Raw genomic sequence first — 10,054 nt, forward strand, 5'->3', positions numbered from 1 at the left:
AACGCGGGTCACGGCGTCAGACGCAGACCGGCAAAAAAAACCTCTGCCGCCTCGGCCACCGGCTGCTTGGCCAGCACCGCGGCCTGAAACACCTGCCGACCCTGCGCGAAAAAGGCCACCTGGCCGTGCACCGGCGACCCATCGGCTTGCTGACCAAGGAAACTCGCCAGCACCGACGGCGGCATGGGCATGGCGCCGGCCGGCGCGAAAGGCCGGTCGCTGGAGGTCGGGCTTTTGGCCGTGGCCAGCAAGGCCTGCTTCCACTGGACCAGCGTGGCCGACAGGTCGGCATCGGGGGGCAGCGTGGCCACCGCCACCGTGAACAGCGCGCCGCCCGCCTCACAACCCATCATGTGGACCTCGGTCGGCGCCCCGCCGAGCGGCAGGTTTTTGCTGCCGCGGTCGGGTTTGCAGGGCAACATGGCCGTCAGCGGTGCCTGCTCGGCCCGCACCTCGCGCCAGTTGAATGCGGGGCTGCAGGCCCACAACAGGGTGGCGGCGGCAGCCAGCAGAAACGGACGAAGATCGCACATGGGGTGATTATCGGTTTGCCGTCAAAATGCGTTCATGAATGCTCTTGACGGTGTGCGCATCCTGGACCTGTCGCGGGTGCTCGCCGGCCCCTGGGCCACCCAGACCCTGGCCGATCTGGGCGCCGACGTGATCAAGGTCGAGCGGCCGGGCGCACCTGGCGCCGGTGGCGACGACACTCGGCGCTGGGGCCCGCCGTTTCTGACCGATGCCCAGGGCCAGCCAACCCGCGAGGCGGCCTATTTCCTGGGCACCAACCGCAACAAGCGGGCCATCACCTGCGACATCGCCCAGCCGGCTGGCCAGGCCATGATCCGCGACCTGGTGCCGCATTGCCAGGTCTTCATCGAGAACTTCAAGGTCGGCGACATGGCCCGCTACGGGCTGGACCACGCCTCCTTGCAGCGGCTGAACCCGGCGCTGGTGTACTGCAGCATCACCGGCTTTGGCCAGACCGGCCCTTACCGCGACCGCGCCGGTTACGACTACGCGGTGCAAGGCATGGGCGGTCTGATGAGTGTCACCGGCGAGCGCGACGACCGGGGCGGCGGGCCGCAGAAGGCCGGCGTGGCGGTGGCGGACCTGTTCACCGGCATGTACGCCAGCGTGGCCATCCTGGCGGCGCTGCGCCATGCCGAAGCCACCGGCCAGGGTCAGGCCATCGACCTGGCCCTGCTCGACGTGCAGGTGGCCATGCTGGCCAATCTGGGGGCCGGCTACCTGGTGGAAGCCCAGGCTGGCCGGCCGGTGCCACCGGGCCGGGCCGGCAATGCCCACGCCAACATCGTGCCCTACCAGGTGTTCGAGGTGTTGCCGGCGATGGTGGCGGGGCAGCCCCGGGCCGAGCACATCATCGTCGCGGTGGGCAACGATGGCCAGTTCCAGCGCTTCTGCGCCGTGGCTGGCGTGCCAGAGCTGGCCGCGGACCCGCGCTTCGCCCGCAACCAGGACCGGGTGCAGCACCGCCAGGTGCTGGTGCCGCTGCTGGAAGCCGTGCTACGGCAACGCAGCAAGGCCGACTGGCTGGCCGCGCTGGAGGCGGCCAAGGTGCCCTGTGGGCCGATCAATGCGCTGGACGAGGTGTTCGCCGACCCCCAGGTGCAGGCCAGGTCCATGGTGGACCACTGGTCCCACCCGCTGCAACCGGCGCTGCCGCTGGTGGCCAGCCCGATGCGGCTGAGTGCCACGCCGGTGCGCCATGACCACCCGCCGCCGCTGCTGGGGCAGCACACCCGCGAGGTTCTGTCCGGGCTGCTGAACTACGACGACGCCAAAATCGACCGCTTGGTGCGTGACGGCGTGGTCTGAGTCTCCCCGGGCCATGGCCCGACAGTGAACCCGCTACACTCGCCGAGCATCGGCGGGCGACGACCCGCCGCCCTCATCACGGAGACAAAATCCATGGATTTGCCAAACCCAGCGGACGCTGACATCACCACCGCCGCCCCCAGCCTGTCGGCCGCCACACTGGCCGAATTGCTCGGTTCAGAACTGCTCCCCCCCTTGTCGACCATGCAGGCGGTGGTGGATGCTTTTGCAGACACCCGCAGCCTGTCGCTGGAACAGGCCCAGGAACTGCAGCGCGCCATCCATGTGGCGCGTTCGCTGGCGCAGCGGGCCCAGCGCCTGGGCCAGGTGCTGTCACAGGCGACGTCGCGCACCCACCAGTTGCTGCGGCTGGACGAACAGCTGCAAACCGTGCTGGCCAGCTACGAGGGCATCTGTGACGAGGTCGGCGTGAGTGTGCGCTGCACCCTCAAGCCGGTCAATGTGGTGGCCGATCCGGGCTTGCTCGACGAACTGGTTCGCAGCCTGATCGAATGGGCCATGGAGAGTGGCCAGGCCATCAGCTTCCTGGCCAAGCCGGCTGGCGTTCCCGAGCACCCGGTGCTGGCCGCCACCGTGGTCCAGCCGCCGGACGCCGCCACGCCCGGCGAGCGACCGGCCGCCCGGAACACCCTGGGCTGGCAGCATATCAACCAGGTGGCGCACCGCATGAGCGCCAGCGTCACCCGGGAAGAAGCGCCCCAGGGCCATGTGCTGGTGATCGATTTCCCACCCCTGCCCGACGACACCGAGGTGCTGCTGCTGGACGGCGCCGACCGCAAGCCCTGGTGGAGCGAAGAGTGAGCCGCGCCGGCTGAAGCCACCCACCCAGGGCCGCGTTCACGCGGCCCTGTTCATTTGAGCGCGCCGAACACCTTTTTGAGCAAGGCGCTGCCGCTGCCCACCGGGTCCTGGCGCAGCTTCTTTTCCTCGTCACCGATGATGGTGTACAGGCCGTCCAGGGTCTTGCCGGTGACGTACTGCTGGATGTTGGCGTCGTCCTTCTTCACCAGCCCCAGGCCGGCCGCCTTGCCGGCCACCCGGTTGTATTTTTCCGCCATGCCCACCTTTTCGGTGGCTTTGGTGACCACCGGCAAAAACTGGGTGTTCAAGGGCGCGCGGGTTTTTTCGGCGAAGAAGCGGGTCACCGAATCCTCACCCCCGGTCAGGATGCTCTTGGCTTCCTTGACGTTCATGGACTTGACCGCGCCCACAAGCAGGTTTTTGGCCATGGGCACGGCGGTTTCGGCCGCGCGGTTCATCGACGTCACCAACTCGTCCACCTGTTTGCCCTGGCCCATGGTTTTCAGGATTTTTGACGCGCTTTCGAGAAAACCCGGCAGCGGAATGCGAACCTTTGGGTTGCCGAGGAATCCATCTGTCTTGCCAAGCAAACCCACGGCGGCCAGCGCACCCTTTTCCAGCGCCTGTTTCAGGCCCTGGCTGGCCTCACCCTCGGTCAGGTCACCGAGGCTCACCGCATGGGCTTGCTGGTAGGCGGCCATCACAAAAACGCCCAGCGTGGCGGAGGCGGCCCCGTTAAACTGTCGACGGTTCATGAGGATTCCTTTGCGATGAAACCCCTAGTCTATGCCGTTGTGGCCGCTGTCGGTCTGGCTGCTGCTGCCGCGGCTTACCTGGGCAGCGGGTCCAGTGCGGCCCCTGAAGCCACCTTTGTGCTACTGGACGGTTCGCAGCGCACCGCGGCCGATCTGAAAGGCAAGGTCACGCTGGTCAATTTCTGGGCCACCAGCTGCGTGACCTGTGTGGCCGAGATGCCCAAGCTGATGGCCACCCACGACAAGTACAAAGACCGTGGCTACACCACGCTGGCGGTGGCCATGAGCTACGACCCGCCCAGCTATGTGGTGAACTACGCCCAGACGCGCAAGCTGCCCTTCCCGGTGGCGATTGACAACACCGGTGCGGTGGCCAGGGCCTGGGGCGACGTCAAACTCACCCCCACCACCTACCTGGTGAACAAGCAGGGGGAGATTGTCAAACGCTTTGTCGGGGAGCCCGACTTCGCCGAGCTGCACCAGCTGATCGAGCGCCTGCTGGCGCAGACCTGATCAGCCCTTGGCCTGGGCCAGCAGCGTGGCGGCGTCGCTGACCTCGAACTTGCCTGGGCCTTCGACGTTCAGGCTGACCACCTTGCCATCGCGCACCAGCATGGAATAGCGGTTGCTGCGCAGGCCCATGCCGCGGGCCGTCAGGTCCAGCGTCAGCCCGGTGGCCTTGGTGAAATCGGCACTGCCGTCACCCAGCATGCGGATCTTGCCCACGGTGTTCTGGTCGCGCGCCCAGGCGCCCATCACGAACGCGTCATTGACGCTGATGCACCAGATTTCGTCCACGCCGGCAGCCGCCAGCGCGGGCTGTTGTTCCAGGTAACCAGGCACATGTTTGGCCGAACAGGTCGGCGTGAAAGCGCCCGGCAGGGCAAACAACGCAATGGTTTTGCCCGCGGCGGCCTTTTGAACGTCCACCGGGTTGGGGCCGATGCTGCAGCCGCCGCCCTCCACGTCCGAATACTCCATCAGGGTGGCGGCCGGCAATGTGTCACCGATCTTGATCATGGTTTGAACTCCTCGTTGTTGTCAGAAATGGGGTCGCACTTTCGTGCCACCCAAAAAAAATGGCCCACACAGTGGGCCATTTTGGCAAATCCATCCGCCGAGTGAAACTCAGACAGCAGCCGCCTTTTCAACCAAGCGAGTGACCACCCAGTTCTTGGTGCGGGAAATCGGCCGGCTTTCGGTGATTTCAATCATGTCGCCCAGCTTGTACTCGCCCTTTTCGTCATGGGCGTGGTACTTGCTCGACTTGGCAACGATCTTGCCGTAGAGCTCGTGCTTGACACGACGCTCCACCAGCACGGTGACCGTCTTGGCCCGCTTGTCGCTCACCACCTTGCCAATCAAGGTGCGCTTGAGGGATGTTTTAGCTTCCGTCATGGTCACTCCTTACTTGGCAGATTGTTTCTCGACCAAGATGGTCTTGGCGCGAGCGATGGCACGGCGCGTGCTGCGCAGCGTGGCCGTGTTGTTGAGTTGTTGCGTGGCCTTCTGCATGCGCAGACCGAAATGGGCCTTTTGCAAGGACTTCACTTCGGCTTCGAGGGCGGCAACGTCTTTGGTACGCAGTTCAGTAGCTTTCATTTCTTCGTTCTCCTGATCACTGGCCAATCATGCGCGTGACGAACGTCGTCCGCAGCGGCAGCTTGGCAGCAGCCAGGCGGAACGCTTCACGGGCGAGCTCTTCAGGCACACCAACGATTTCATACAACACCTTGCCGGGCTGAATTTCAGCCACGTAGTACTCGGGGTTGCCCTTGCCGTTACCCATGCGAACTTCGGCAGGTTTCTGCGAAATTGGCTTGTCCGGGAAGATGCGGATCCAGATGCGGCCGCCACGCTTGACGTGACGAGAGATCGCACGGCGTGCGGACTCGATCTGGCGGGCCGTCAGACGGCCACGGTCCGTGGACTTCAGGCCGAAGTCACCGAACGCCACCGTGTTGCCACGGGTGGCGATGCCGGTGTTGCGGCCCTTCTGCTCTTTGCGGTATTTCCGACGAGCGGGTTGCAGCATGTTTATTCTCCTTTACCGTCAGCAGCACCGGCTGCAGGCGCGACTTTGCGAACGCGCTTAACGGTAGATTTCGGTGCATCGGCACCTGTTGCTTCAGCAGGCTTGTCGCTGCCATCGGCCGGGGCGGCATTGCCACCCACGGGACGGCGGGGACCGCGAGCAGGCGGACGGTCGCCAGGGCGGGCATCGCGACGCGGACCGCGCGGGCGGCGCTCTTCGTCGTTGCGCGGCTCCACAGCAGCGGGGGCGTCGTTGCGACCCAGCGTGTCACCCTTGTAGACCCAGACCTTGACGCCGATCACACCGTAGGTGGTCTTGGCTTCGGAGGTGCCGTAGTCGATGTCGGCGCGCAGCGTGTGAAGCGGCACGCGACCTTCGCGGTACCACTCGCAACGAGCGATTTCGATGCCGTTCAGACGGCCCGACGACATGATCTTGATGCCCTGGGCGCCCAGACGCATCGCGTTCTGCATCGCACGCTTCATGGCGCGGCGGAACATGATGCGCTTTTCGAGCTGCTGGGTGATGCTGTCGGCGATCAGCTTGGCATCGATTTCGGGCTTGCGCACTTCTTCGATGTTGACTGCAACCGGCACGCCCAGACGGGTCGCGAGTTCACGCTTGAGGTTCTCGATGTCTTCGCCTTTCTTGCCGATCACCACGCCCGGACGAGCCGAGAAAATGGTGATGCGGGCGTTCTTGGCAGGACGCTCGATCAGGATGCGCGACACAGCGGCATTCTTCAGCTTGGCCTTCAGGTACTCACGCACCTTGATGTCTTCGGCCAGCATGCCGGCGAAGTCACGGTTGCTTGCGTACCAACGGCTGGCCCAGTTGCGGCTCACCGAAAGGCGGAAGCCGGTGGGGTGGATTTTTTGTCCCATGTGTTCCGGACCTTTCAGTTGCCAACCGTCACGTACACATGGCACGTGGGCTTGCGGATGCTGTTGCCGCGGCCTTTGGCGCGGGCGGTGAAGCGGCGCAGCGATGCACCTTGCTCCACGTAAATGGTCTTGACCTTGAGTTCGTCAATGTCAGCGCCATCGTTGTGTTCGGCGTTGGCAATGGCCGACTCGAGAACCTTCTTGACGATGCCCGCAGCTTTTTTCTGCGTGAAGTTCAAGATGTTCAGCGCCTGGTCCACCTTCTTGCCGCGGATCAGATCGGCCACCAAACGGCCTTTGTCCACCGACAGGCGAACGCCCTTAAGGACTGCACGTGTTTCCATGGTGTTACCTTATTTCTTCTGGACTTTTTTGTCCGCAGGGTGGCCCTTGAAGGTGCGCGTCAGAGCGAACTCACCCAGCTTGTGGCCAACCATCTGGTCGGTGATGTAGACCGGCACATGCTGCTTGCCGTTGTGCACGGCAATCGTCAGGCCAATGAAGTCGGGCAAAATCATCGAGCGGCGCGACCAGGTCTTGATCGGCTTCTTGTCCTTGGTGGTCACGGCCTTCTCGGCCTTGTTCACCAAATGCTGGTCAACAAACGGACCCTTTTTGAGAGAACGAGTCATTGGTTACCCCTTACTTCTTGCGACGCGACACGATCATGACCTGCGTGCGCTTGTTGTTACGGGTACGGTAACCCTTGGTCAGGTTGCCCCATGGGTCGACAGGATGACGGCCTTCGCCGGTCTTGCCTTCGCCGCCACCGTGCGGGTGGTCAACCGGGTTCATCACCACACCGCGAACGGTCGGACGAATGCCCATCCAGCGCTTGACACCGGCCTTGCCCAGACGGCGCAGGCTGTGCTCTTCGTTGGCGACTTCGCCGATGGTGGCGCGGCACTCGATGTGGATCTTGCGAACTTCACCCGAGCGCATGCGCACCTGGGCGTACATGCCTTCACGGGCCAGCAGCGTGGCCGAGGTGCCGGCAGAGCGTGCAATCTGCGCGCCTTTGCCTGGCTGCAACTCGATGCAGTGGATCGTGGAACCCACAGGGATGTTGCGGATCGGCAGCGTGTTGCCAGCGCGGATCGGGGCTTCGGAGCCGCTCAGCAGCGATGCGCCAACTTCCAGACCACGCGGGGCAATGATGTAACGGCGTTCACCGTCGGCGTAACACACCAGAGCGATGTGGGCCGTGCGGTTCGGGTCGTACTCGACGCGCTCCACCTTGGCGGGAATGCCATCCTTGTTGCGCACGAAGTCGACCACACGGTAGTGGTGCTTGTGACCACCGCCCTTGTGACGGGTGGTGATGTGGCCGTTGTTGTTGCGGCCGGCCTTCTGGAATTGCGGCTCCAGCAGGGGGGCATACCCGTCACCCTTGAACAGGTGATCGCGGGTGACCTTGACCACGCCACGTTGGCCGGGCGATGTCGGTTTGAGTTTGATGACAGCCATGATTACGCAGTCTCCCCGCCCAGGTTCAGCTCTTGACCGGGCTTCAGCGTCACATAGGCCTTGCGAACGTTGTCGCGGCGGCCGACCGACTTGCCGAAGCGCTTGGTCTTGCCCTTGGTATTCACCACAGAGACGCCCTTGACCTCAACCTTGAACATCAATTCCACAGCGGCCTTGATTTCAAATTTGGTGGCGTCCTGCAGCACCTTGAAAGTCACCGCATTGGATTTCTCGGCGATCGCCGTGGCTTTTTCAGACACGATCGGTGCAACCAAGACCTGCATCAAGCGGCCTTCGTCAAATTTTTGTGCGGCGGTGCTCATGCGAACATCTCCTTGAGCTTGTCGATGGCAGCCTTGGTCACCAGCACCTTTTTGTAGTGCACCAGCGACAGGGGATCGGCGTAGCGGGGTTCAACCACCAGCACGTTCACCAGGTTGCGCGAGGCGAGGTACAGGTTTTCGTCCACTTCGTCGGCAATCACCAGCACGGACGGCAGGTTCATGGCCTTCAGGCGGGCAGCCAGCGGCTTGGTCTTGGGCGAGTCGACCTTGATCGAATCGACCACGGCCAGACGGCCTTCGCGGGCCAGTTGCGAGAAGATCGAAGCCATACCTGCGCGGTACATCTTCTTGTTGATCTTCTGGGCGAAGTTTTCGTCCGGCATATTCGGGAAAATCCGGCCGCCGCCGCGCCACAGTGGCGAGGAGGTCATACCGGCACGGGCGCGGCCCGTGCCCTTTTGCTTGAACGGCTTCTTGGTCGAGTGTTTGACCTGTTCGCGGTCTTTCTGAGCGCGAGTGCCTTGGCGGGCGTTGGCCTGGTAAGCCACAACGATCTGGTGCACCAGCGCTTCGTTGTACTCACGGCCGAACACGGTTTCCGGTGCGTCGAATTTCGACGTGGCCTGGCCCTGGTCATTCAGGAGTTCGAGCTGCATCAGTTCGCTCCTTTGGATTTGGCTTTGATCGCGGGACGAACGGTCACGAAACCGCCCTTGGAGCCAGGAATGGCACCCTTGATCAACAGCAGTTGACGCGTTTCGTCGATGCGAATCACGTCGAGGTTCTGGGTCGTGACGAGGTCCACGCCGAGGTGGCCGGACATCTTTTTGCCAGGGAACACGCGGCCAGGGTCTTGGGCCATCGAGATCGAGCCGGGCACGTTGTGCGAACGGCTGTTACCGTGCGACGCGCGCTGCGACTTGAAGTGATGACGCTTGATCGTGCCGGTGAAGCCCTTGCCGATGGTCGTGCCCTGCACGTCGACCTTTTGGCCCACGGCAAACACAGCACCCACGGGCACCTGAGCGCCTGCAGCGTACTGCGTGGCGACATCGGGGGTCACACGGAATTCCTGGATGATTTCGCCAGCTTCCACGCCAGCTTTCGCCAGGTGACCGGCTTCCGGCTTGGTCACACGCGATGCTTTGCGCGCGCCAAACGTCACCTGCACGGCAACGTAGCCGTCGTTCTCTTGGGTTTTCACCTGGGTCACGCGGTTGTTGGACACATCCACCACCGTGACGGGCACTGCGTCCCCGTCAGCGGTGAACAGACGCATCATGCCCACCTTGCGGCCCAGCAACCCGAGGGAGTTGCTCAGACTCATGTTTTTCTCCAAAACCCCCACCGTTGCCACTTCAATTGGCGACAACGTTTTGACGTGAGGGACGGTTAATGAAACTTGCCCCCGAATGGGCAAGCCTGCAAGTATAGCCCGAACACCCCAAAAGGGCAAGTCAGGGCCAGACCTGGCCAAAAGCCACCGCTTTCACGGTGGCCGTTTGTTTACTGCAGCTTGATTTCGACGTCCACGCCAGCCGGCAGGTCGAGCTTCATCAGGGCGTCAACCGTCTTGTCGGTCGGGTCCACGATGTCCATCAAACGCTGGTGGGTGCGGATTTCAAACTGGTCGCGGCTGGTCTTGTTGACGTGCGGCGAACGCAGAATGTCGAAACGCTTCATGCGCGTCGGCAGGGGCACGGGGCCCTTGACGATGGCGCCGGTGCGCTTGGCGGTGTCCACAATCTCAGCGGCCGATTGGTCGATCAGTTTGTAGTCAAACGCCTTCAGGCGGATGCGGATTTTTTGCTTGGCAGACATGGCAATTCCTTCGGGTTATTCAAGAAATTACGCGATGATTTTTGCCACGACGCCGGCGCCGACGGTCTTGCCGCCTTCGCGGATGGCGAAGCGCAGGCCTTCTTCCATGGCGATCGGGTTGATCAGCTTGACCGTGATGGTCACGTT

The 10,054-nt window shown here is 63.2% G+C and carries 18 protein-coding genes; 3 read left to right on the forward strand and 15 right to left on the reverse strand.

The genetic code is table 11. The annotated features are described in order from the left end of the window. Positions 1 to 8 precede the first annotated feature (8 nt). The gene (locus AC4BAR_RS14730) at positions 9 to 533 is read right to left on the reverse strand and encodes a hypothetical protein (RefSeq protein WP_490628640.1); all 525 of its coding nucleotides are present in this window, start codon (positions 531 to 533) and stop codon (positions 9 to 11) included. 34 nt (positions 534 to 567) lie between these two features. On the opposite strand from AC4BAR_RS14730, the gene AC4BAR_RS14735 reads away from it, so the two are divergent. After that, positions 568 to 1,839, forward strand: a complete 1,272-nt coding sequence (locus AC4BAR_RS14735) for a CaiB/BaiF CoA transferase family protein (protein ID WP_490628641.1) — start codon at positions 568 to 570, stop codon at positions 1,837 to 1,839. A gap of 93 nt (positions 1,840 to 1,932) precedes the next feature. Then, positions 1,933 to 2,661: a histidine kinase gene (locus AC4BAR_RS14740; RefSeq protein ID WP_490628642.1), complete on the forward strand. Its 729-nt coding sequence runs from the start codon at positions 1,933 to 1,935 to the stop codon at positions 2,659 to 2,661. A 50-nt stretch (positions 2,662 to 2,711) separates the two neighbouring features. Here the strand turns inward: AC4BAR_RS14740 and AC4BAR_RS14745 are convergent, their stop codons facing one another. After that, the gene (locus tag AC4BAR_RS14745) at positions 2,712 to 3,416 is read right to left on the reverse strand and encodes a DUF4197 domain-containing protein (RefSeq protein WP_490628643.1); all 705 of its coding nucleotides are present in this window, start codon (positions 3,414 to 3,416) and stop codon (positions 2,712 to 2,714) included. A 15-nt stretch (positions 3,417 to 3,431) separates the two neighbouring features. On the opposite strand from AC4BAR_RS14745, the gene AC4BAR_RS14750 reads away from it, so the two are divergent. Next, positions 3,432 to 3,929 (forward strand): TlpA family protein disulfide reductase, encoded by a 498-nt coding sequence (locus AC4BAR_RS14750; protein ID WP_490628644.1) that lies wholly within the window; start codon positions 3,432 to 3,434, stop codon positions 3,927 to 3,929. Here the strand turns inward: AC4BAR_RS14750 and AC4BAR_RS14755 are convergent, their stop codons facing one another. The 13 genes from AC4BAR_RS14755 to AC4BAR_RS14815 form a co-directional block, all read right to left on the reverse strand. After that, complete coding sequence (locus AC4BAR_RS14755; protein ID WP_490628645.1) at positions 3,930 to 4,436, reverse strand: peroxiredoxin; 507 nt, start codon at positions 4,434 to 4,436, stop codon at positions 3,930 to 3,932. Between the two features lie 108 nt (positions 4,437 to 4,544). Then, a complete protein-coding gene (gene rpsQ, locus AC4BAR_RS14760) occupies positions 4,545 to 4,814 on the reverse strand; it encodes a 30S ribosomal protein S17 (RefSeq protein WP_490628646.1) in 270 nt (89 codons plus the stop codon). A 9-nt stretch (positions 4,815 to 4,823) separates the two neighbouring features. Further along, the gene (gene rpmC / locus AC4BAR_RS14765; RefSeq protein WP_490628647.1) at positions 4,824 to 5,018 is read right to left on the reverse strand and encodes a 50S ribosomal protein L29; all 195 of its coding nucleotides are present in this window, start codon (positions 5,016 to 5,018) and stop codon (positions 4,824 to 4,826) included. Positions 5,019 to 5,034: 16 nt separating this feature from the next. Beyond that, positions 5,035 to 5,451 carry a 50S ribosomal protein L16 gene (rplP, locus tag AC4BAR_RS14770; RefSeq protein ID WP_490628648.1) on the reverse strand — a complete coding sequence of 139 codons (417 nt, stop codon included), beginning with the start codon at positions 5,449 to 5,451 and terminating at the stop codon, positions 5,035 to 5,037. A gap of 2 nt (positions 5,452 to 5,453) precedes the next feature. Continuing rightward, a complete protein-coding gene (gene rpsC / locus AC4BAR_RS14775; RefSeq protein WP_490628649.1) occupies positions 5,454 to 6,335 on the reverse strand; it encodes a 30S ribosomal protein S3 in 882 nt (293 codons plus the stop codon). Positions 6,336 to 6,349: 14 nt separating this feature from the next. After that, a complete protein-coding gene (gene rplV / locus AC4BAR_RS14780) occupies positions 6,350 to 6,679 on the reverse strand; it encodes a 50S ribosomal protein L22 (protein ID WP_490628650.1) in 330 nt (109 codons plus the stop codon). A 9-nt stretch (positions 6,680 to 6,688) separates the two neighbouring features. Continuing rightward, positions 6,689 to 6,967, reverse strand: a complete 279-nt coding sequence (gene rpsS, locus AC4BAR_RS14785; RefSeq protein WP_490628651.1) for a 30S ribosomal protein S19 — start codon at positions 6,965 to 6,967, stop codon at positions 6,689 to 6,691. Between the two features lie 10 nt (positions 6,968 to 6,977). After that, complete coding sequence (gene rplB, locus AC4BAR_RS14790) at positions 6,978 to 7,802, reverse strand: 50S ribosomal protein L2 (RefSeq protein WP_490628652.1); 825 nt, start codon at positions 7,800 to 7,802, stop codon at positions 6,978 to 6,980. Positions 7,803 to 7,804: 2 nt separating this feature from the next. After that, complete coding sequence (gene rplW, locus AC4BAR_RS14795; protein ID WP_490628653.1) at positions 7,805 to 8,125, reverse strand: 50S ribosomal protein L23; 321 nt, start codon at positions 8,123 to 8,125, stop codon at positions 7,805 to 7,807. Beyond that, the gene (gene rplD, locus AC4BAR_RS14800; protein WP_490628654.1) at positions 8,122 to 8,742 is read right to left on the reverse strand and encodes a 50S ribosomal protein L4; all 621 of its coding nucleotides are present in this window, start codon (positions 8,740 to 8,742) and stop codon (positions 8,122 to 8,124) included. Before rplD ends, rplW begins: the two co-directional genes overlap by 4 nt. Then, the gene (rplC, locus tag AC4BAR_RS14805) at positions 8,742 to 9,413 is read right to left on the reverse strand and encodes a 50S ribosomal protein L3 (protein ID WP_490628655.1); all 672 of its coding nucleotides are present in this window, start codon (positions 9,411 to 9,413) and stop codon (positions 8,742 to 8,744) included. The genes rplD and rplC overlap by 1 nt, the downstream gene beginning before the upstream one ends. 179 nt (positions 9,414 to 9,592) lie before the next feature. Next, positions 9,593 to 9,907: a 30S ribosomal protein S10 gene (gene rpsJ / locus AC4BAR_RS14810; RefSeq protein ID WP_055359482.1), complete on the reverse strand. Its 315-nt coding sequence runs from the start codon at positions 9,905 to 9,907 to the stop codon at positions 9,593 to 9,595. A gap of 27 nt (positions 9,908 to 9,934) precedes the next feature. Beyond that, the coding region (locus AC4BAR_RS14815) for an EF-Tu C-terminal domain-related protein (protein WP_490627160.1) at positions 9,935 to 10,054 on the reverse strand (120 nt) is incomplete at its 5' end.

Source organism: Rhodoferax sp. SPJ4 (assembly GCF_058216275.1).

Coding starts and splice junctions, on each gene's coding strand:
- AC4BAR_RS14730 (WP_490628640.1), bottom strand. CDS start 533: ATGTGCGATCTTCGTCCGTTTCTGCTGGCTGCCGCCGCCACCCTGTTG.
- AC4BAR_RS14735 (WP_490628641.1), top strand. CDS start 568: ATGAATGCTCTTGACGGTGTGCGCATCCTGGACCTGTCGCGGGTGCTC.
- AC4BAR_RS14740 (WP_490628642.1), top strand. CDS start 1,933: ATGGATTTGCCAAACCCAGCGGACGCTGACATCACCACCGCCGCCCCC.
- AC4BAR_RS14745 (WP_490628643.1), bottom strand. CDS start 3,416: ATGAACCGTCGACAGTTTAACGGGGCCGCCTCCGCCACGCTGGGCGTT.
- AC4BAR_RS14750 (WP_490628644.1), top strand. CDS start 3,432: ATGAAACCCCTAGTCTATGCCGTTGTGGCCGCTGTCGGTCTGGCTGCT.
- AC4BAR_RS14755 (WP_490628645.1), bottom strand. CDS start 4,436: ATGATCAAGATCGGTGACACATTGCCGGCCGCCACCCTGATGGAGTAT.
- rpsQ (WP_490628646.1), bottom strand. CDS start 4,814: ATGACGGAAGCTAAAACATCCCTCAAGCGCACCTTGATTGGCAAGGTG.
- rpmC (WP_490628647.1), bottom strand. CDS start 5,018: ATGAAAGCTACTGAACTGCGTACCAAAGACGTTGCCGCCCTCGAAGCC.
- rplP (WP_490628648.1), bottom strand. CDS start 5,451: ATGCTGCAACCCGCTCGTCGGAAATACCGCAAAGAGCAGAAGGGCCGC.
- rpsC (WP_490628649.1), bottom strand. CDS start 6,335: ATGGGACAAAAAATCCACCCCACCGGCTTCCGCCTTTCGGTGAGCCGC.
- rplV (WP_490628650.1), bottom strand. CDS start 6,679: ATGGAAACACGTGCAGTCCTTAAGGGCGTTCGCCTGTCGGTGGACAAA.
- rpsS (WP_490628651.1), bottom strand. CDS start 6,967: ATGACTCGTTCTCTCAAAAAGGGTCCGTTTGTTGACCAGCATTTGGTG.
- rplB (WP_490628652.1), bottom strand. CDS start 7,802: ATGGCTGTCATCAAACTCAAACCGACATCGCCCGGCCAACGTGGCGTG.
- rplW (WP_490628653.1), bottom strand. CDS start 8,125: ATGAGCACCGCCGCACAAAAATTTGACGAAGGCCGCTTGATGCAGGTC.
- rplD (WP_490628654.1), bottom strand. CDS start 8,742: ATGCAGCTCGAACTCCTGAATGACCAGGGCCAGGCCACGTCGAAATTC.
- rplC (WP_490628655.1), bottom strand. CDS start 9,413: ATGAGTCTGAGCAACTCCCTCGGGTTGCTGGGCCGCAAGGTGGGCATG.
- rpsJ (WP_055359482.1), bottom strand. CDS start 9,907: ATGTCTGCCAAGCAAAAAATCCGCATCCGCCTGAAGGCGTTTGACTAC.